The sequence below is a fragment of the Exiguobacterium sp. 17-1 genome (assembly GCF_023096305.1).
Taxonomy (GTDB): domain Bacteria; phylum Bacillota; class Bacilli; order Exiguobacteriales; family Exiguobacteriaceae; genus Exiguobacterium_A; species Exiguobacterium_A sibiricum_A.
Genome location: NZ_JALIGJ010000005.1, coordinates 58,033 through 78,067, shown reverse-complemented (window position 1 = coordinate 78,067; position 20,035 = coordinate 58,033). Strand labels below are relative to the sequence as shown.

Here is a 20,035-nt window from a genome sequence, read left to right as displayed (position 1 = left end):
TAAAAAGAGCAGAAGAGGCGTCTTCTGCTCGGAAATCCAAAAACCGAGAATCACGCGCCGTTTTCGTCGATAAGCAATTGAATGCTTTCGTTTCGTTCGTCACGCTCTATATCGGTTAATACATCGTATTTTTTTAATGCAATATACAATTCGTTTAGAATTGATTGATCCACATGTAGCGATAGTAACTCCTCGAATTGATAATATAGCTGTGCGGGCATCCATTGCGATTGGCGTTCAAGCCTTCGCGAGACATCTTCAATCGAATGTTCAGCCGTCCTAGGGTCCACTGTTTCCCTCAACCTCCTTTTATGATTAAACGTCGACTTTTATCTATTTTACCAAAAAAAAACGAAAACGTTTAGCAGATTAGAGATTTAAATAGAACAAATGTTTTTGAGAGAGTATGATAGATGCAATTGGGTCATTTCATCTTAGGAGGAGTATGAATATGTTTTCACATAAAAGACGTTCACGTCTTGCGAAGTTCGGCCGGCTCGGAGAACTGATTTACCATCAGTTATTCGATAAGCCGGCCCGGTTCATTGCGACCGGCTTTACCTTGACCATCTTATTGGGTGGTTTTTTACTGTGGTTACCGGTGTCTCAACAGGCAGGACAGAATGTGTCGTTCATTGACTGTCTGTTCGTCGCGACGTCAGCGGGAACGGTAACGGGTCTCTCAACGATTAATATTGCGGAATCCTTTAATCTGCTGGGACAAATCATCATGATGTTGCTGATTCAGGTCGGCGGACTCGGGTTCATGACGATTGCTCTTGTCTTGTTAAGCGTGACGGGACGGAAAATCGGTATCCGGCAACGGATCATCATTCAGGAGATGTTTAACCTCGACAGCCCGGGCGGTACGATCCGTCTTACCCGTAACATCATCCTGACGACCGTCGTCGTTGAGTTGATCGGGATGCTGTTGATTGCCCTCGACTTATTTATCCAATATAAGTATACGTTCGGCAAATCGCTATATTATGGATTGTTCCATGCCGTATCAGCCTTCAATAATGCCGGTTTTGCATTATGGGGCGATAACCTGGTCGGTTTTCAACAGGATACGACGTTCATCCTGACGATTTCAGCGTTATTGATGATCGGTGGACTCGGCTTTACCGTCATTGCGGATTTATCTGCTAAACGGAGTTTTAAGAAGATTTCCTTGCATTCAAAACTGATGGTATTATCGCTTGTTGTCATCAATGGCCTTGGTGTCCTCGCGATGATGATTTATGAATGGGTGTCGCACCTCGGATCGCTTCACGATAAATCCTTTTTTGAAGCGTTACACATCGTCTTCTTCCAAGTCGTCACGACGCGGACGGCCGGTTTCCAGACAATCGATTTAACGACGATGGTTCCGTTATCGATTGGATTGATGATGGTCTTGATGTACATCGGGGCAGGTTCTGCTTCGACGGGATCTGGAATCAAGGTCACGACGGCAGCTGTCATCTTGAAAAACGTCTGGACGTATCTGCGCGGACAGCGGGAGACGGTCTTGATGCGACGGACAGTTCGACCACAGGCGATTCAAAAAGCTTACGCCATTGCTGTGTTCAGTCTCCTGTTCATTGCCTTGATTACGACGTTGCTTGCTTTGTCACAACCGAACATCTCCTTTGTCGGCTTGTTTTTCGAGACTGTGTCAGCGTTCGGGACAGTTGGTCTGTCGTTGAATGTCACGGCTGAATTAAACGACTTCGGGAAAGCTTTGATCATGTTTATGATGTTGCTTGGTCGGGTCGGATCGTTGACGATTCTGTTCACGTTTGCCGCTCAACACGATCGCTTGATTCGTTATCCGAAAGAAAACATGTTGATTGGTTGATGTTCAACAACAGCCAAAAAAGTGTCCTCCATCCCGTATTGACCGGGATGGAGGACACTTTTTTAATGGACGAAGGATAGGCGTTCTGAAATCGGTCGGATGTCAACCCGTGAGTCGGTCATCCGATCATCGCGTGTCATACGGTTATCTTCGGTAATCTGCCACTTCGACCCATGCAGGATGTTCAAAGCTGTCGCGATTTCAAAAAATGAATGACTTGAATTCCCGTTTGCCAGATAAAGACCGGGTGTATACGTCGTGACAATCGTATAAAGCGTCTGTGCCGTATCCTCTAAAAAGGCGCAGGAAGGATACCACTGTGTGCTGGCGGGAATCGGACCTGTGACAGCGTGGCGTTCCAAATAATCAATCATATTATTGGAGCCGGCTGCCTGTCCGATCTGCCAACCGATCCGGACGATGTAGGCGTCGGGATTGACCGCTTGGATCAGACGTTCGCACGTTCGTTTATAAGCCCCGTACTCATCCATTGCCGCCGGCACGACTGCAGGATCATGCGGTCCTTTTTGATTGTCGGAATAGACGGAAGCCGTACTTGTAAACAGAAACGGAATGTTTCGTTCAAACGACAGGCGTGCAAGTGTTTCGGCGAATTCAGCCGAACCCATTCCGATATGCAGCAACAGGTCGGGTTGAACACGATCGATGAACGCTTCCATGACGGCAGGATCAGTCGTTGAGACGACGGACCGGTCCCAGGCGGTGATGTCGTAGTGATGGGAACGGAAGACGTCTGCGAGGACGGGAGCGACCGTTCCGTTCATCCCGGTGATTAAAACGTTCATAGTGTTTCTCCTATCTGTGAATGTTGTGTTTTGTAATAGGCGACAAGGCGGGGAACCAGTTCCGCCAAATCCGGACAGATGATACCGGTCCCGTCCAAATCACGCAAGGCGTTACTCGTATCATATCGGGCCGGATGTACGAAGTAATCAAGCGTCTGCCGCTGCATCTGCAAGCGTTTGGCGATACGCGGCGTGAGCAGAGACGTGACCAGACGGAACGGAACAGTACCTCTCGGGTAAGAACCGTAATAGACGACGTGAAGCATTTCGTAAATCGCCCGGGCGCCATGCGGGAAGGGGTCTGTCAGATGATAAGTCGTCCGAACCCCTGCAGGTGCATGACTGAGATAGGTCGTCGCGTTGACGACATAATCATACGGAACGAGGTTAACGAGTGCGTTCGCTCGTCCGGCATAAGGTAACGGTGCAAATGGACTCAACAACCGTAAAGCATTCAGGATGAAATAGACGCCATCCCATTTCGGTGTTTCACCCGTCTGTGAATGCCCGACGACGATTCCGGGACGGATGATGGTATAGGGTAACGTTCCGATTTCTTCACGGAATCGTACTTCTGCAATGTATTTTGTTTCTTCATAGGCATTTTTAAAGTCCGCCCGATGTGATAATTCATTTTCAGAGATTGTTCCTGTTCGAAGACCGGAAACGTATGCCGTACTGAAGTAGACATACCGCTCCAGGTGGACGAACGTATGGGCAAGACGTGTCACATGAGACGTACCGGTGACGTTAATTCGAAAGGCATTGTCATAAGAAGTGGCTAAGTCATACAGGGCAGCGAGATGGAAGAGATGGGTGACACGACCAGCCAGCTCCTCCCGGATGGAGCCGGGCAAACCCAATCCCTCTTTTGTGATGTCGCCTTCAATTAAAATCAACTGTTCTTCCTTAAGCGGGGTCGTCCGTAAAAACTGTTCTTTCTGCGAAACAGCGCTCGCATGTTCATGTTTAAGATGCAACAGATAAAAGCAGTCAATTTGTTCAGGAACAAGAGCCAGGCGTTCAATCAACTTTGTTGCCAAAAAGCCGGGAAAGCCCGTCATCAGATAAGTTCGGTTCATTTCTTCTCAAAATCCTTTCGTGGATCAAGCTCCAATACAATCGTGAACGTCGATCCTTGATGTAATTCCGATTCGACAGAGATGGCACCTCCGTGGGATTCGATGATTTCCTTGCAGATGGCGAGCCCTAAACCGGTTCCACCGATTTTTCGGACGGCCGAATTGTCGACACGGTAAAATTTCGTGAATAATTTATCAAAGGCAGTTGAAGGAATGCCGAGCCCGTAATCCGTCACGCTCAAGATGGCCTGGTCTGTTGTTTTTTCGAGGCGTACATCAATCTGGTCGGAAGTGGGCGAATATTTGATGGCATTGGATAACAGATTGATGATGACCTGTTTGACCTTGTCCTCATCGGCAAAAATAACGATCGGGTCATCATCCATTGTGGCGTGAATCGTATGTGTCTCTGCCGTCTCACCGAATGTTTCAATCGTTTCGGCTAACAGTTGACGTAACGAAAACGGTTTGAAGACATAGTCTTGTTTGCCGCCTTCCATTCGTTGGATGTCTAAAAAATCATTCAGAAGATTAGTCAGGCGTTTGGCTTCTTCATGGACGATTTCAATGTATCGGGTCGTTTTTTCAGGTGTCGGTTGCCGGTAACGCAACAGTTCCATGAAACCAAGGATGGATGAGAGCGGCGTCCGCAATTCATGGGAGACGGTGCTGATCAGTTCATCTTTGACGTGATCCATTTTCTGTTCTTCCGTCCGGTCACGGAAGACGAACAAGAAGCCGTGACGAGAAAAGCGGCTGCGTTCTTTTTTGATCGAGGTCGCATAAAATTCAAAGTAATGATGACTTGATTCGTCCGGTTGCTGCAAGGTGAAGCGGAAGGAAATCTCAGAATGTTTCCCTGCCAGCAATTCCTCGACCTGTTGCAGCATGGCGTAACGTGTCGCTAAATCGAGATTCGGAATCATGCTGATCCGCTCCTGGATTTTACTTGGTGCGATGCCCGGCACATCCAGCAGTTTACGCGCTTTGACATTCATGTAGGCGAAACTGCCGTCTTCCCCCGTCAGTAAAAAGCCTTCATTGGAAGCTTGGAGGATCGATTGTGTAATATCGCGTTGGCGCATGATGGCATTTTTTTCACGCTCCAACATTTTTTCGATTTTTTTCTGTTCGCTGATATCACGGACGACAGCGACGCGCATCCGGGTTTTGTCATATGTGATTTCGCGGGGAAACACTTCGATTTCGACAGAAGTGCCGTCTGCCCGCCGTCCGATGACTTCATATGGTTCTTCATAATGACTCGTGATCCGGTGAATGACGGATTCCTGAAACTCGGGTTGAATAAAATCAAGGATCTGATGTCCTTTCATCAGTTCGAGTCGGGTCCGGAAAATGATTTCCGCCGCCCGGTTAGCATCGAGAATGACGCCGTCATCATGAAAGATGACGGCTTCAAGGACAGATTCGGCAATCAGACGGAACCGGCGTTCACTTTTTGCGAGATGCAGTTCGACTTGTTTTTGGGAACTGATGTCCGTAATGAATAAGAAGAAGCCGCCATTTTGGAGACGTGTCATATACAAGCGACCATAAAACTGAGAACCGTCTGTTCGATGATACGTCCATTCATTTTCTGTATCCCGTCCGTGTAACAAGAGGATATCTTCATCGGACAGGTTTTTTAAATTTAACTGCTCCAGATGTTGTTTCCGGAGCTGGAATTCTTCCAGATCATGTATTGAGAGTGGTGTCATCTCCTGAGGCAGCGCAGCAGGATCGACGCCGAACATCGTCCCGGCTGTCTCGTTGATGGCTGTGATGCGAAAATCAGAATCTGTTACGAGAAGCGCAGCGTCAATTGTTGAAGCCAATAATTGATGGAGATCAAGGGACTTGATTGTGACTAAAAAGAAGTCGGTCTGCTCGACTGGGGAAATCGTCAATGTGTAAGGAAGAGAAACGACCTGAATCCGATTTGAAATCGGGAAAATCGTATCTTCTAATAAAAAAAACGAAGCAAGTGACGTATCAGCTGACGACAGACGGAACTGTTGATGAAATGCAGGATTCGCAAAGTCGATGATACCGAGTCGATTCACTAATACGACAGGCTCTTCGAGAGCGCGCAACGTTGCATGAATGACTCTACTGGAAGAAGGAGATGAATGTTCTGCCATGAGCTGCCTCCTTAAAAGAAATGAGCGGTAAACGGATATGTGTAAAGATCAGTAAAGTGACGTATTCTCTATATATTCTCCATCCCATGACATCTTTCCTATCGCCTACGCGAGAGAAGCCTGAATTTAGTATGATGAATTCAGAGAATGATCCGAATCAAGGACTGTATCGTACGCAAAACAGATAACAGATTCAGAAGGGCGGTAACAGAACGATGCAAAAACAAATGAAACGAAGAATGATGGCCTTGCTATTTGCGGTGACCGGAGGAGTCGCTACTTATTTTTTTTCGAGTTCTTGGGAACCTTTAATCTTGATTGTGAGTATAGTAGGGTGTACACTCTTTTTAATCCTTTCCTTCCTGACCCCGTCATTAGCAAACCGACTGGACCGGATGGAAGGACGAGAGTTTGAGGAATGGTTGGTCGAGCTTTTTGAAACAGCCGGGTATCGTGTCGAGTTGACACCGGCCTCACGTGATTTCGGAGCAGATTTATTGATTGAAGACGCACAAGGGTATAGGATTGCGATTCAAGCGAAACGATATGGTTCGGTCGTAGGACTCGAAGCTGTTCAACAAGTGGCAGCTGCTGTCCCGTTTTACGGTATGGATGAAGGGTGGGTCGTGACGAACTCGACCTATACGGAAGCCGCGTATCGTTTGGCAGAACCGAATCAGGTTCGGTTGATTGATCGAAACGAATTACTGGAATTTGCTCATGAAATTGGCTTTCGCTAATGTTGTCGAATGATTGTCGACAAAAGGGGGTTGTCAATTTGTTCAAACGGTGCAATAATCATTTTCGTTAACGAAATATCAGTCAGATAAAGAAAATCAAAATTATACGGAATGTCTAAATATACTGGGGACGAAATACCAGCACTTTTTAGCAGTGAGAGGAGAATTTCTGGTGCGCAAAGTTGTCTATGTGCAGGGTTGCGTTTTTTCGCAAGGTCATGCCGCGATTTATGATGAATCCCACCAAATGATTGGTGCGGTTCAACACGACGAAACAGGTCGTGTTCAAGTAATGAATGGTGAAGGTAGAGGGGTAGCGTTTGGTAAGTTCATCCCGACATGTAAGAAATGGGTCGTGATGAACCACGATGGTCAAGAAGTAGGTCAAATGCGTGAGAAATTTTCACTCTTCTCGAAGAAATGTGAGTACAACGTTTACGAACGCGGTACGTACACGATTTCCTTCGACCTGACAAAAGGAAAATTCTCAGTACGGAGTTCAGCGGGAGAAGTCGTCGCAGAATTGCTGCAAGACGGCGATGAATACCGTCTTGTCAAAGATGCGGATAAACTTTCGATGTACGAGTTACTCTCGGTTCTAAAAAGCCTGACGAATAACGTCAACTATAAATCACTTACAGCAGTTTAAAACAAAAAAAGATGTCCGGCCATTATTGATGGCTGGACATCTTTTTTTGTTAAGTTTGTAAGACATGCTGGAGACGCTGCTTCGCTTCATGCGTCAGGTGCGATATACGGCGTGCGTAGAGACAGAGCTGGAGAACGTGGACGGTTTCAGGGCGATAGGCATTGATGCGCTCTAATGACCGTCTCAAACGTTTTTCTGTTAATTCAATTGGACCGCTTGTTTCCGCATGTTGTGTATACACAAGGTAGAAATCAAGGGGACTGATTAGGTCATCTTCATCGATGTTCGGATTTTTGAAGACAATCGTCAATAATTCACGTGTTTCTTCCAGTGAAAACAGATGCTTTAAATCATCAAGTAAGTAAATGATGGCAGCCTGGTTAATGGAGTACTTCTTACCACGGTGCGGAACACCGATGATGTCACGAACTTCACGTTTCGTCCAATTTTGAATCGTCGTTGCCGACATATGCTCCCCGATCAATGCATTGGCAAGGTGGACGATTTCATTAATGGACAAACCATTTTTAGAAGGATCAAACTGTTTGAGGCGGGTCATTACTTTCGGCAAATCGGCTTCCTCTTCTGACCCGAGTGTTCCGATTCCTTTGCCTTCTTTCAAACGAAGCAGGCAACTGGATAACGTTTGTACGGCTTGAGCATCATACATGCAGAATACTTCCTCTCTAGAACGTCATTTGACCTTATGTTAACAAATGAAGGTTCGAAAGAGCAAACGCCAATCGAACGAAGTACAATGAAACTATCAGAAAAAGGGGGATTCGTATGGAGTGGATTGCGGCAATCGGAACAATCGTCATCGTTGGAATCGTCTTAGCCCTTCTCGAATGGACGGGAAAGAAATTGCAGGTGCAACCCGAGACGATACGGAAGTGGATTCATATCGCGGTCGGGCATTGGGTATTTCTCGCACTTGCCTGGATGGAACATTGGTATGTCGCCATCACACCGCTACTATTTTTTACACTGGTCAATCTGATCACTTTGAAGCGAGGAACCGGACGAATGAATCAGGTGGAACGGGTTTCGTATGGAACGGTGTATTATCCGATCGCCTTGGCCCTGCTGGTTCTGTTCTTTTTCGAACAGGAACCGATGGCGCTTGTCGCAGGAAGCATGGTCCTTGCCTGGGGAGACGGATTAGCCGCCCTCGTCGGAAAACGCTTTGGGAAAACATTCTACACCCGTGGAAAAATCCGTCGTTCATTCGAAGGCAGCATCGCGATGTTTTTAGCATCTTTTCTCGTATTGACAGTGACATTTCTATTTTATGAAGAACCGGCCTGGCTTGCGGTCAGTTACGGCTTTTTACTGGCCAACATTGCGGCCTTGATTGAAGCGGTCTCTTACCGGGATACCGATAATCTGTTGATTCCGCTGACAATCGGAGCCCTTGTCGCATTCGCCCTTTAAATTACGGACGGTGAAACAGACGACGCATGAAGTACCGGGACCGGATTGTCAGGTAGAGCGGAATGGACCGGATTCCAGCATGCCGATACGTCAAGTCACGGCAGATTGTATCAAAAACGGTCCGATACATCCGGTCTTTCGTCTGATCGTAGACGGCCGCCCACATGCTGTGTTCGACCATCAGGGAAAGCATGGAATCGAGCCGGAAGACGGTTGCTTCATCCGGTTCACCGTCCAGTGCCTGATGGAACAACTCATAACGCATTTCCGCATTGTTGGCGGCAATCGCATGGAACACCATATCGTGGTGGTGTTCCGGAATCTCGAACAGCAATGAGTAAAGAGACTCCAGCACATGTTCATCATGCCCCGGCATCGACTGCATCATATCGATTGTCATCAAGGTCCCTTCTCCACCGGGACCGATTTTTTTCAGATACTTGAGTGCATGTGACGCGGCCTCGCCGAAGAATTCCCGCTCGTGATAATGAACGGCTAAATGACGGTGCACACTCGGCTCATCCGGAAAAAGCGACAACGCATCCAGGAAATGCCGTTCGGCCTCATGTTGAAAATTTTCGACTTCACTCATCAAGCCAAGCAGGAGATGAGCCCGGACATGATCGCCGGTTTCAGCACGTGCCTGTTCGAGTTGCCGGCGTGCGGCTGAAAAGTTTTGTTCGTGAAAAAAGGCATAGGCTTTGGCAATCCCGGGAAGAGGGTGCCCGGGGTCCAACTGGTGCAGGCGTTCAATTTTTTGCTGAAACAGCTTAGGTTCGAATTCGGACGTCAAATGAGACAACAGATCAAGCTCTGCGAAGGGAATCGTAATCTCATTTGATTGGGCATGTAACGTATGGATCATGTGAAAACCACCTTATGTCGTGTTATATCTTCATGATAATGGAAAGAGAAGACAAGAAACAGCCCGTTGCTAAGGCAACGGGCTGTTTCTTGTCTTTATCGGATAGGCTTAAGCGTGTAGATGAAGCACATCTTCCACCGATTTGTACGTGTATCCAAGATCGCGTGCAACCGCTTCGTACGTGACGAATCCTTGGGCAACATTCAGACCTTTTTCAAGAGCAGCGTTTTCGGCAAGTGCACGGTGCGTGCCTTTGTTCGCAAGCTCGAGTACATAAGGAAGTGTCGCGTTCGTCAAAGCGAGTGTCGATGTGCGTGGAACCGCACCCGGCATGTTGGCGACAGCGTAGTGAACGACACCGAACTTCTCGTATGTCGGATCATCGTGTGTCGAAATCCGGTCGACCGTTTCGAAGATTCCACCTTGGTCAATCGCAACGTCAACGATGACAGAACCGGGTTTCATCCGCTCAACCATGTCAGCCGTGACGAGTTTTGGTGCTTTTGCTCCAGGAATCAAGACAGCACCGACAACCAGATCACTTTCAGCGACAGCTTCAGCGATTGTATACGGGTTTGAAATCAATGTGTTGATTGAATTCCCAAAAATATCGTCGAGTTGACGGAGACGTTCCGGACTGACGTCGATGATTGTGACATCGGCACCGAGACCAACCGCAAGTTTCGCTGCGTTTGTTCCGACGACACCACCGCCGATGACCGTTACTTTACCGCGACGAACACCAGGAACACCTGCAAGCAGGATTCCCATACCGCCGTGTGGTTTTTCGAGGAATTGCGCTCCGATTTGTGACGCCATTCGACCGGCGACTTCGCTCATCGGTGTTAAGAGTGGTAATGTCCGGTTTTTTTCGACCGTTTCGTATGCGATGGCTGTAATTTTTGAATCGACGAGTGCGCGTGTCAACTCAGGTTCTGCAGCCAGATGAAGGTATGTGAACAATGTGAGTTCCGGACGGAAGTATTGATATTCCGAAGCAACCGGTTCCTTAACTTTCAATGCCAACTCGGCAGTAGCCCAAACTTCAGCCGCTGTCTCGATGATTTGTGCCCCTGCTTGCGTGTATTCTTCGTTTGTAAAGCCGCTCCCCATACCAGCAGTTGTTTCGACGATGACCGTATGTCCTTGACCCGTTAAAGCCGCTACCCCAGCAGGCGTTAACGCGACACGATTTTCATTGTTTTTAATTTCCTTTAATACTCCGATGATCATAAATGCGATCCCCTTTCGCGAATAAACAAACAGTGTGTCACTTCTCCTTCAGTATACGAGAAATGAAAGCGTTCTACTTTATCGGCGATTTCAAAAATACAAGCAATCCTTTGTGAAAAATCACAAAGGATAACGGTCCGCTTTTAAGTACAGATAAAGAAGGGCGCGTTCCGGAAGCGATTCCATCCGGATACCGGCTTCTTCCTCGATTCTTCGCATCCGATACAAAATCGTATTCGGGTGCACATGCAGGTGGGAAGCGACCTGTTTGACGTTTCCATCATAATGAAGGAACCACTCCAACGTCTCACATAACGAAGCAGCATGTTTCCCGTCATAGGCGCGTAATCGCTCGATCTCTTCTAAACGAACGGTCCTTCTACGAAGACGTTCGGAAAAAATCGGTAACAGTTGGAACAAACCAAGCCGCTCATATCGTGTGACGGTATTTAATTCAAACGGAAAAGCATCTTTTAACCGGAGAACGATGCCGGTTTCTTCGTAACGTTCCGGAATCGACTGGACGCCGGTAAACACTTCACTGCTGGCAGAGATGAAGTTTGTATAGTTAAACCGTTCCGCGAGCATCTGCCGGAACGACTGGATGAACGCATCGAACTGCAGTCGTTCATGATGGGCATCTTGATCGTTTGTGCTGATCCACAAAATAAAATCAGTCTCATCGTACGCGTACAAAAGCGGTCGGACGGTTTGCTGGATAGTCAGCAAATAACGTAACCGATCAGCAAGTCGCGGTGTGATGGCTTCTGAAAATCGAATCACCATTAGGCGACTGATTCCGGGTGGAGCAACGTGTAGTTTAGAGAAGGTCTTTAAAATTTCCGACTCGGGCATATCTTCATGCAGCAGTTCAAAAAAGAATTGTTCCGTTTTTTCTTCTTGGCGTTTCTTTTGCATATCGATCGCGAGCAATTGCCGTTGGGCCAGCAAAGCTCCCTTTTTTAAGTCGGATAACTCCGTTTCTGAAAAAGGCGTACTGCGGGCGATCGACCAAATGTACCCTAAAATTTCTGTATCTTGCTTGATCGCAATCGCGACACGGTCATTCAAACCGACACCTGTACGGGCTGAAATGATCAACGGTTCATCCTGTGCCGCAAGATTCTGAATGACTTCGTCTTTCCACAGTTGATCAATGACCGATTCAGGAACGCGTCGCCCGATAATCGTTGCAATCCGGGCCGGGTCCGTATCGGCAGTGTGTGTACTATAAGCAAGCAACCGGTGATTCCGGTCCTCGATCGTAATGGGAGCACTCAGTGCGACACCAATCGCTTCCGCTAAATCCTCAAGGGAATGATACGTCGCTTCCAACATAAAAATCAGACCTTCTTTCTCTTTTAAAAATACTGTTGAAGTAAGTATATCTTTGGTTGTGTATAAGAACAAAGAGTTTTCCGATAAGTTGTAAAATTTAACAAATTATAAAGAGTAGATGAATATGAAAACCAGGCACAAAAAAAACCTCCCGACAGTTAACCGGATTTACCGGGGAACTGTCGGGAGGCGAAATTATAGGCAGAATCAGCGTCGAACAGACCGTCTCCGGCTGTAGACGACGAGTGTCAGCAAGAAGATAAGACTAAGGGCAATCAAGACAATCAGTGAAGCCGTATTGAAATGAAGGACTTCAAGAAGGACGCTTGTTGCAACGGTCAGATAAAAAATACCGAGATATTTTTTGACGAAAGGGCTGTCGAAATGAGCCAACTGTTTCGCACCGATCGGCGCACCGAGTAACGCTCCGATGATCAACATGACTCCGACGAGGAGATCGACATCGGTACTTGCAACCGTATAGTTGACGAGACCGGACAAGACGATCAGTAAGGCAGAAGCAATACTTGTTCCGACTGCGCGCTTCAACTCATATCCGGCGATACCGACGAGTAACGGTGTAATGATAAAACCACCGCTGACACCGAGCAACGACGAGATGAATCCGGCAAACAGTCCGATGAATCCAAGCGCCAGATAACGGTTTTTCCAACCGGTCTGTGATCCGGTCGTTGTTTTGGGACGTAAAAATTTATTGGCGAAGTACAGGAGCAAACCGATATACACGATCGAGATGACGAGATGGGCGCCGTTCACTTCCTCTAACCGGAGAACGATCGGGGTCGCGATGGTAGAGCCGATGATGCCGACTAAACCGACGACCAGGCTGTCACGCCAGACTACATTTTTCAGGCGGAGGTGCGAGAGGGTACCGGATACGGTCGATCCAAGGGTTAACATTAAACTGGTCGCGATGGCGACACTCGGTGCAAAACCAAGAATCAACAACAACGGGGTCAAAATGATTCCGCCGCCGATTCCAAAGAAACCAGAGATGATGCCAATGAAAAAGCCGAGCGGTAAAAAATAATAAAATTCCATTTGAGACATTCCTTTCACGTTCTTTCATACGGTTAGTATGGCAATTCATTCATAAAATGTAAAAGGGAACGGCTCCTTCAAGGGGGTTGAAGGAGCCGTTAAGGGGATTATTCTTTTGATGCAGCAACTTCAGTTGCTGCATCAATACCGGTATTGGCTTTGACAAGAATACGTTCGAAGTTACCGGCCACTTCGTCCGATTTCGTAACAAGTGTTCCGATGATCGCACCTAGAAAACCAAGTGGAATCGAAACAATTCCCGGATTCGACAGTGGGAATAATGCTTCCCCGACGAATAAGGCTGAACCGTCAACTGCCCAGATATTAGGACTGAGCGCGACGAGAAGCAGTGAAGAGAAAAGACCGACGACCATACCTGTGACAGCTCCGCCAGTATTGAAACGGCGCCAGAAAATCGTCAGCAAAATGACGGGCAAATTGGCACTGGCTGCCACTGCAAAGGCCAGTGAAACGAGGAATGCGACGTTCATCGATTGAGCGAATAACGCCAGTACCATCGAAACAAGTGCGACGGCAATGGAGGCGAGACGGGCAGCCGTCATTTGTTCTTTTTCCGTCGCTTGCCCTTTACGCAGAATATGACTGTAAAAATCATGGGCAAAGGCGGAAGCAGCCGATAAAACGAGTCCGGCAACGACGGCAAGGATGGTCGCAAAAGCGACAGCCGCAACGAAGGCGAACAGTAAATCTCCGCCAAGCGCCTGTGCGAGAAGAGGTGCGGCCATGTTTCCAGCAGCATTCGCAGCGATGATGTCATCTGCTCCAACGAAGGCAGCGGCTCCAAATCCAAGGAAAATCGTTAAGATATAAAAGGCGCCGATGATCCATGTCGCATAAACAACTGATTGCCGGGCAGTCGGTGCATCTTTTACCGTAAAGAAGCGGATTAAAATGTGCGGCAATCCGGCTGTCCCGAGAACAAGTGCCAAGTTTAAGGAAATCGTATCGAGCGGTAACTTAAACTTGTTTCCGGGATTCAAGAAGGCGTCACCGAGCGGTGTTGCTTGTTTCACTTCCGAGAACATCTTCATGATTGAGAAATCGAATTTGGCAAATACCATGAAGGAAATAACGGCTGTACCGGCCATCAATAGAATCGCTTTGATGATTTGTACCCATGAGGTGGCCGTCATACCGCCAAAAACAACATATACAGTCATCAAAATACCGACGATGATGACGCTTGTCGTATACGGAATCCCGAGTAGCAACTCAATCAAAGCACCGGCTCCAACCAGTTGCGCAATCATGTAGAAAATCGAGATGACGATTGAGTTCATTGCGGCAACACCACGAACTTTCGAAGCATTGAAACGAGCAGCAATCATATCTGCCATCGTGTATTTCCCTAAGTTGCGTAATGGTTCGGCGACGAGGTAAAGAACGACGAGGTAGGCAACGAGAAAACCAATGGAATAAAAGAATCCGTCAAATCCAGCCAGGGCGATCATACCGGCGATTCCGAGGAAGGAAGCAGCAGACATGTAGTCACCGGCAATGGCGATTCCGTTTTGAGCGCCGGTCAAACCACCGTCCGCAGTATAAAAATCATTCGCCGTCTTTGTTTTACGGGCAGCGAAATATGTAATGACGAGTGTTAACCCGACAATCGCAGCGAATAGGGCGACAGCGGTATAGTTCATCTGGATTCCTCCTTGATCTGTTCGACCAGTCGATCAAACGAACGTGCCTTTTTGTTGTAAAGCGTACAAAACGTCCACGTCATGATGAACTGCAGGAAAGCAAATAACCAAGCCCCTGTGATATCACCAAGCAATGGCCGATTCAAGAAGGTGAAATAGCTTGTCATGATGGGAAGCGTAAAATAAAAAATGAGACAAAATACAATCGCCGGTAAGATGAATGTATTCTTCTCGCGCATCAATTGTTTAAACGATGCACTTTCAACGATTGCTTCAGCAGAGCGTGTCGTTTCCGTCTTCGCTGTTTCAGATACCTGGTGCATGAGACGCCTCCTTTGAAAATGAATTTAAATTCATTATAGAGACACTTTCTTTGGAAAATCTATCCTAATTTAGAAGGGAGAAACAAAGATGTTATATCAGTATTGGTCTTACCAATTATTTGTAAGCGTTTTCAATGTTGGACAAAATGTGAACGTTATTCTAGAAATATATTAATGTAGAAAAATGATTCAAAAGTCCTGCCTGGAAATATAAGCGGAAACGGCATAACGAAACGCTAAATCGGGATAATTAAAACGACACACCCTGATAAAGAGTGTGCCGATGATTGATCAAATCATTTGTTATTGTGCTCGATTTCTTGTTCAAGATCACGCAGTGACTTGGAACGTCGTGCGAGGGCGCGGCGCTTGATGATTTCTTCGACGCCACGACTGACTCCCCAGATGGCGAGTAAAATCAGGAACAGAAAAACAAGGCGAATCGGCCGTTCCAAAAAAGTCGACCATTCTTTACCGATTAAGGAGAAGATGATGACGACAATCAGTCGACCTGCTCCAGCCGCAATCAAATAAGTCCGAAGTGACAGTTGAATCATTGCAGAAATTGCTGTAATGATGAATGCCGGCATGAACGGAAGTGAAAAGAAAAAACCGAGTGAAATCGGACTCATATGACGAACACGTTCAATCCACTGTTGGGCGGCTTTATGTTGTTCAAGCCACCTCGTGACAGGGCGACGGAATAAATAACGGATACAGGCAAAGACGACAAGTGAACCGAGCATACTTCCGACCCAAGAGACGAGTACACCCATCCAAAATCCATAAGTCGCTGCATTGGCGGAAATGATGAGAACAAGCGGGAGGAACGGAAAAAGTGATTCCAAAAAAGGAGCAATCAATCCGGTCGAAGCACCACCCGGAAGATCCTGGAGAAACGTAATCATCTGTTCAATCCACTGACGGACGGTTTGGAGCATTCGGAATCCTCCTTACAAAATAAACTGCTAATTTCTATTTTAACTCTTTACTCATCAGAAAGGAAAAACTTTATCGCGTCGTCCGCTGAACTGGCAATTGTACATTTCAAATGAAGTTGGTATTATACTTAAATGGGTGCGTTTTGCAGGCGTTCCCAGCTAGCTAATAGCTATGACGCTTCGTTCGCCAACGTTCGTTTTACTGCAAAAAACTGACATGGGGGCCAATGAGGATTATGAAACCTTATCGCGTACTATTATTTTATAAGTATGTTCCGATCGACAATGCGGAACAATTAACAAAAGAGCACCTTGCGTATTGCAAAGAGCTTGGCATCAAAGGAAGAATCTTGATTGCTCCAGAAGGAATCAATGGCACACTGTCTGGAACAGTCGAGCAAACCGATCAATACATGCAAGACTTGCTTGCCGATCCACGGTTTAGTGACATTGAGTTCAAAATCGATGAGGTCGACGAACATGCCTTCAAGAAAATTTTCGTTCGTTATAAAAGCGAACTTGTCACATGGCGTTTTGAAGATGAGTTCAACGTGCCGGAAGAACATGCCACGTATCTTGAACCAACTGAGTGGAAAGACATGATGCAAAACGAAGATGTCGTCATTCTTGATGTTCGGAACAACTATGAATACGATCTCGGTCATTTTAAAAATGCCGTCAAGGTCGATGTCGATGCTTCACGTGAATTCCCGCAATGGCTTGATGAAAATGAACATTTGTTTGAAGGGAAAAAGGTCCTGACATACTGTACGGGCGGTGTCCGTTGTGAAAAATTCACGGCATATTTCCGTAAACGTCAAAACAGCGACGACATCTTCCACTTAAAAGGCGGAGTCGTCATGTATGGGAAAGATGAAGCGACACGTGGAGAAGACTGGGAAGGGGAGTTGTATGTGTTCGATGAACGCATTCAAGTACCTGTCAACGAAGTTAATCCAACGGTCGTCTCGACTTGTTATTACTGTGGAAAAGACGAAACACGTTACGTGAATTGTGCAAATCCGGAATGTAATCGTCAACACTTCTGCTGTGAAGAGTGTGAACCGAAAGTCATGCGTTCTTGTTCAGACGAATGCCGGGAACACCCGCGCAACCGTTATGTAAAAGAACAAACGGAAGAACTGGTAAAGTGATCAAGTATGAATGAAAACAGGCTGACGAAATCCGGGATTCGGATTCCGTCAGCCTGTTTGTTTAGATGGAGAACAAGAAGCGGAGGATATCCGGCATTCGTTTCGCCCATTCAGTTTCATGATGGATGGCACCGGGGATAATTTCATAAGCCGCTTGTGGAACTTTTTTCTGAACCGCTTTAGCAAGAACATCGTTCGTATGCAGGTAGTCATTTTCCGTCATCGGTCCGCTGACTTCCTTCGTACCGACATCCATGTAACAACGATGGTGCTCGGATAATCGTGGACTATGCTCGATAAATTCCAGTAAAGAAGAAAAATTCGCCCAACCAGCCGTCGATAAAGCAGCGACACGCGTAAAGACTTCCGGATAAGCAAACAAGCCGTACAATGAAATGACACCACCCATGGAACTGCCGATCATGGTCGTATCTGTCGGAATCGTCGCATAATGCGTGTCGATATACGGTTTTAGTTCGTGAACGATCCAGTGCATGTATTGTTTTCCGTTGCCACCAATCGTCTTGCGATGGGACGGATAGGCCTTGCGCATTAAAAGAGCTTCGTCCGTCCAAGGCGCATATTCATCATATCGGTCCATCCCATCATCCGGACTGTCGATGGCGACGATCATCGCATGCAGCTGAACGGTGTGCAGTGCGTGATGGACTTCCCAGCCTTTTCCGAAAGAAGCGGTCTCACCACTAAACACGTTTTGTCCATCATGCATATAAATGACTGGGAGCGCTTCGTCGACAGGTAGTTCGGTCGGACGATAAATCCGAATGGTTCGAGGCGATGTAAGGGTCGGGATTGTTCGGGCAATTTCAGTAATCGACAATAGAGTCACGACCTTTCAAAGATTAGCGTAATGAGCGGTACAATTGCGACCGTTGTGTTTTCCACCGACATAAAGAGCATGATCCGCTTGACGAAGCGATTCTTCGAACGACCGTTCAGATGGATATTCGACGGTGTCGACGCCGAGACTGATGGTGATGGATAAGCGATATCCATCGACGACGAACGGTCGGTCGAGGACAGCATGACGAATTTCTTCTGCAAAATCGATGGCTTGTTTCTGTGGCGATTGATTGAGTAATAAAACAAACTCCTCTCCACCGTATCGCGCTGCGAAGACATGCTGCTTTTTCTGTTGCACGGACCGAATTCTGCGACCAAGCTCACGCAGGACAAGGTCACCGACCTTATGGCCATACGTATCGTTGACGTGTTTGAAGTGATCGATATCAAATAAAATAATTGACAGCGGATAGCGGTCGGAGGCGAATTGCTGTGCCCCTTCTTCGTAAAACGCACGGCTGTTGGCGAGCTCCGTCAAAGCGTCAGTCCGGCTTTCAGCATACAGTTGATATGTTTCCTGCGAACGGTGCAACACCCGGCAGAAAATACGTAACAAACGTGAAAGCTCATCGGCACTTGTCGCATCATAGGCATCAGCGGTTTGATGAAACAGGACGATCGATACATCGACATCTTCGTTTGTGATGGACGGAATCGCAATCATCGAATGACGATCAACAGGTAAGTCAATCTGGATATCTGTACCCCAATCGAACCGAAGGCCATGAATGATTGGGGTCTGCAGCTGTTCAGCCGACAAGGAATGGAACAGAGGCAGGACATCAATGATTGTTTTCGTCCGTATGTTGTAGATGGTTTGCTTGCGTTGTTGCTGAATCGAAATCCAGCCTTCGGAAAAATCAATCAGGTGAGGCAAGTCGCGTAATAAGGAGTCACTCGTTTCTTGTTCGAACCGGGAAATCAGCAATCGTTCTTTCGCGTCATCAAACCGTTTGGCTTTTTCGTTCGCTTCCATCGTCACACCCCGTTGTTGGAGCAACCGTTTGAACAAAAGTAAGATGAGTGCTGAGACGGAAGCGGCGATGAGCGGGTTTTCATCGTAAAACCAGATGCCGAGAAACGCACACAGCATACTCGTCCCGTAAACCAGTGTCTGCAAACGGACAAGACGGATCCAATCGTATTTCAGATACAAGACACGATTGACGAAACGGCACTGCAAGTAAGAGACGAGCATGACAGCCGTTAAGTATCCTAAAAAGGGAACGATCGCTTCCGAGTACGTGAATCCAGTACCGATGGGCCCACCGAGTGCCAAGTAAACGAGTGAGGGACAAGCGAGATAAAACAAATCAAACAGGACATTGATTGGATACAAGTATAAAAACCGTTTGAGACGGATTTCTTTTTTATGAGAAAAAATTTGAAAGATGATGATACCAATCTGACTGAGCAAGATCGACGGCAATAAACCGTAGTTGAGAAAGATAAACAAGATGATTCCTTCCTGAAACGTATAATAAATGCCCCCCCGACGGACGTTGTCGAACTGGAACAAGATGATAAGTGCAAGAAGGTAGGCTGCATTGCCGAATGAGAGTGGAAAGTCGATGAGTGTCGGATGGATAAGTAAAGTGAAGGTAAGCAGACTAACAACGAGACACAAGACGAGCCAACTGTTTCGTGCGACTTTTTGATAGTAGACCATGATGCGTCTCCCTCCTTTAACAGTCCTTCCCTACTTATACCCGTTTTGTGGAAATTATGATGATGGATTTACAAAAAAATAAGGTTGAGAGAATGCAGTGAATTGCGTATAATGTGAAAGATATCAAACAATCGATGACGAAGAAAGTAGCGATATGATTTAATCGGCCAGCGAATCAGGGAACGGTGGAAGCCTGAACAGATTAGACCATCGTGAAACGCACTTCC

Annotated in this window: 18 protein-coding genes and 1 other annotated feature (1 of these 19 cut by a window edge); of the genes, 5 read left to right on the top strand and 13 right to left on the bottom strand. The window is 46.9% G+C overall.

Translation table 11 applies throughout. The annotated features are described in order from the left end of the window. Window positions 1–451: 451 nt before the first annotated feature. The gene (locus tag MUN34_RS13045) at window positions 452–1,843 is read left to right on the top strand and encodes a TrkH family potassium uptake protein (protein WP_247858019.1); all 1,392 of its coding nucleotides are present in this window, start codon (window positions 452–454) and stop codon (window positions 1,841–1,843) included. Window positions 1,844–1,905: 62 nt separating this feature from the next. Here MUN34_RS13045 and MUN34_RS13040 read toward each other — a convergent pair whose 3' ends face one another. Genes MUN34_RS13040 through MUN34_RS13030 form a run of 3 tightly spaced genes read right to left on the bottom strand, consistent with a single transcriptional unit; the run spans window position 1,906 to window position 5,872 of the window. After that, on the bottom strand, window positions 1,906–2,649 hold the full coding sequence (locus MUN34_RS13040) for a sugar nucleotide-binding protein (RefSeq protein WP_247858018.1): 744 nt from the start codon (window positions 2,647–2,649) through the stop codon (window positions 1,906–1,908). Continuing rightward, window positions 2,646–3,731, bottom strand: a complete 1,086-nt coding sequence (locus MUN34_RS13035; RefSeq protein WP_247858017.1) for an SDR family oxidoreductase — start codon at window positions 3,729–3,731, stop codon at window positions 2,646–2,648. Before MUN34_RS13035 ends, MUN34_RS13040 begins: the two co-directional genes overlap by 4 nt. Next, complete coding sequence (locus MUN34_RS13030) at window positions 3,728–5,872, bottom strand: PAS domain-containing sensor histidine kinase (RefSeq protein WP_247858016.1); 2,145 nt, start codon at window positions 5,870–5,872, stop codon at window positions 3,728–3,730. The genes MUN34_RS13035 and MUN34_RS13030 overlap by 4 nt, the downstream gene beginning before the upstream one ends. A 215-nt stretch (window positions 5,873–6,087) precedes the next feature. Here MUN34_RS13030 and MUN34_RS13025 point away from each other — a divergent pair, with 215 nt between their 5' ends. Beyond that, entirely contained in the window at window positions 6,088–6,612 is a 525-nt protein-coding gene (locus MUN34_RS13025; protein WP_247858015.1) for a restriction endonuclease, read from the top strand. A 172-nt stretch (window positions 6,613–6,784) separates the two neighbouring features. Further along, window positions 6,785–7,261, top strand: coding sequence for an LURP-one-related family protein (locus MUN34_RS13020; protein ID WP_026827182.1), 477 nt, complete (start codon window positions 6,785–6,787; stop codon window positions 7,259–7,261). A gap of 49 nt (window positions 7,262–7,310) precedes the next feature. Here MUN34_RS13020 and MUN34_RS13015 read toward each other — a convergent pair whose 3' ends face one another. After that, window positions 7,311–7,931, bottom strand: coding sequence for a DUF1836 domain-containing protein (locus MUN34_RS13015; protein WP_026827183.1), 621 nt, complete (start codon window positions 7,929–7,931; stop codon window positions 7,311–7,313). Between the two features lie 116 nt (window positions 7,932–8,047). On the opposite strand from MUN34_RS13015, the gene MUN34_RS13010 reads away from it, so the two are divergent. After that, window positions 8,048–8,695, top strand: a complete 648-nt coding sequence (locus MUN34_RS13010; RefSeq protein ID WP_026827184.1) for a diacylglycerol/polyprenol kinase family protein — start codon at window positions 8,048–8,050, stop codon at window positions 8,693–8,695. Window position 8,696: 1 nt separating this feature from the next. Here the strand turns inward: MUN34_RS13010 and MUN34_RS13005 are convergent, their stop codons facing one another. The 7 genes from MUN34_RS13005 to MUN34_RS12975 form a co-directional block, all read right to left on the bottom strand. Continuing rightward, window positions 8,697–9,560, bottom strand: a complete 864-nt coding sequence (locus tag MUN34_RS13005) for a tetratricopeptide repeat protein (RefSeq protein ID WP_026827185.1) — start codon at window positions 9,558–9,560, stop codon at window positions 8,697–8,699. Between the two features lie 108 nt (window positions 9,561–9,668). Beyond that, entirely contained in the window at window positions 9,669–10,793 is a 1,125-nt protein-coding gene (ald, locus tag MUN34_RS13000) for an alanine dehydrogenase (RefSeq protein WP_247858014.1), read from the bottom strand. A 120-nt stretch (window positions 10,794–10,913) separates the two neighbouring features. Further along, window positions 10,914–12,131: a PucR family transcriptional regulator gene (locus MUN34_RS12995; RefSeq protein WP_247858013.1), complete on the bottom strand. Its 1,218-nt coding sequence runs from the start codon at window positions 12,129–12,131 to the stop codon at window positions 10,914–10,916. A gap of 207 nt (window positions 12,132–12,338) precedes the next feature. Beyond that, a complete protein-coding gene (locus tag MUN34_RS12990; protein ID WP_114596637.1) occupies window positions 12,339–13,193 on the bottom strand; it encodes a sulfite exporter TauE/SafE family protein in 855 nt (284 codons plus the stop codon). Window positions 13,194–13,300: 107 nt separating this feature from the next. Beyond that, entirely contained in the window at window positions 13,301–14,857 is a 1,557-nt protein-coding gene (locus tag MUN34_RS12985; protein ID WP_026827189.1) for a solute symporter family protein, read from the bottom strand. Continuing rightward, window positions 14,854–15,180, bottom strand: a complete 327-nt coding sequence (locus tag MUN34_RS12980) for a DUF485 domain-containing protein (RefSeq protein ID WP_247858012.1) — start codon at window positions 15,178–15,180, stop codon at window positions 14,854–14,856. The genes MUN34_RS12985 and MUN34_RS12980 overlap by 4 nt, the downstream gene beginning before the upstream one ends. A gap of 296 nt (window positions 15,181–15,476) precedes the next feature. Beyond that, complete coding sequence (locus MUN34_RS12975) at window positions 15,477–16,121, bottom strand: TVP38/TMEM64 family protein (protein WP_247858011.1); 645 nt, start codon at window positions 16,119–16,121, stop codon at window positions 15,477–15,479. A 236-nt stretch (window positions 16,122–16,357) separates the two neighbouring features. Between MUN34_RS12975 and trhO the strand changes: the two genes are divergently transcribed. After that, window positions 16,358–17,275: an oxygen-dependent tRNA uridine(34) hydroxylase TrhO gene (gene trhO / locus MUN34_RS12970; RefSeq protein WP_481804381.1), complete on the top strand. Its 918-nt coding sequence runs from the start codon at window positions 16,358–16,360 to the stop codon at window positions 17,273–17,275. 61 nt (window positions 17,276–17,336) lie between these two features. Here the strand turns inward: trhO and MUN34_RS12965 are convergent, their stop codons facing one another. Further along, window positions 17,337–18,116 (bottom strand): alpha/beta hydrolase, encoded by a 780-nt coding sequence (locus tag MUN34_RS12965; protein WP_247858009.1) that lies wholly within the window; start codon window positions 18,114–18,116, stop codon window positions 17,337–17,339. A 15-nt stretch (window positions 18,117–18,131) separates the two neighbouring features. After that, a complete protein-coding gene (locus tag MUN34_RS12960; protein ID WP_247858008.1) occupies window positions 18,132–19,808 on the bottom strand; it encodes a GGDEF domain-containing protein in 1,677 nt (558 codons plus the stop codon). Between the two features lie 125 nt (window positions 19,809–19,933). Continuing rightward, window positions 19,934–20,035, top strand: a binding site (T-box leader) (it continues 120 nt past the right edge of the window).

Bases quoted from the DNA above. Each gene is read 5' to 3' on its own strand.
- MUN34_RS13045 (WP_247858019.1), top strand. From the start codon at position 452: ATGTTTTCACATAAAAGACGTTCACGTCTTGCGAAGTTCGGCCGGCTC.
- MUN34_RS13040 (WP_247858018.1), bottom strand. From the start codon at position 2,649: ATGAACGTTTTAATCACCGGGATGAACGGAACGGTCGCTCCCGTCCTC.
- MUN34_RS13035 (WP_247858017.1), bottom strand. From the start codon at position 3,731: ATGAACCGAACTTATCTGATGACGGGCTTTCCCGGCTTTTTGGCAACA.
- MUN34_RS13030 (WP_247858016.1), bottom strand. From the start codon at position 5,872: ATGGCAGAACATTCATCTCCTTCTTCCAGTAGAGTCATTCATGCAACG.
- MUN34_RS13025 (WP_247858015.1), top strand. From the start codon at position 6,088: ATGCAAAAACAAATGAAACGAAGAATGATGGCCTTGCTATTTGCGGTG.
- MUN34_RS13015 (WP_026827183.1), bottom strand. From the start codon at position 7,931: ATGTATGATGCTCAAGCCGTACAAACGTTATCCAGTTGCCTGCTTCGT.
- MUN34_RS13010 (WP_026827184.1), top strand. From the start codon at position 8,048: ATGGAGTGGATTGCGGCAATCGGAACAATCGTCATCGTTGGAATCGTC.
- MUN34_RS13005 (WP_026827185.1), bottom strand. From the start codon at position 9,560: ATGATCCATACGTTACATGCCCAATCAAATGAGATTACGATTCCCTTC.
- ald (WP_247858014.1), bottom strand. From the start codon at position 10,793: ATGATCATCGGAGTATTAAAGGAAATTAAAAACAATGAAAATCGTGTC.
- MUN34_RS12995 (WP_247858013.1), bottom strand. From the start codon at position 12,131: ATGTTGGAAGCGACGTATCATTCCCTTGAGGATTTAGCGGAAGCGATT.
- MUN34_RS12990 (WP_114596637.1), bottom strand. From the start codon at position 13,193: ATGGAATTTTATTATTTTTTACCGCTCGGCTTTTTCATTGGCATCATC.
- MUN34_RS12985 (WP_026827189.1), bottom strand. From the start codon at position 14,857: ATGAACTATACCGCTGTCGCCCTATTCGCTGCGATTGTCGGGTTAACA.
- MUN34_RS12980 (WP_247858012.1), bottom strand. From the start codon at position 15,180: ATGCACCAGGTATCTGAAACAGCGAAGACGGAAACGACACGCTCTGCT.
- MUN34_RS12975 (WP_247858011.1), bottom strand. From the start codon at position 16,121: ATGCTCCAAACCGTCCGTCAGTGGATTGAACAGATGATTACGTTTCTC.
- trhO (WP_481804381.1), top strand. From the start codon at position 16,358: ATGAAACCTTATCGCGTACTATTATTTTATAAGTATGTTCCGATCGAC.
- MUN34_RS12960 (WP_247858008.1), bottom strand. From the start codon at position 19,808: ATGGTCTACTATCAAAAAGTCGCACGAAACAGTTGGCTCGTCTTGTGT.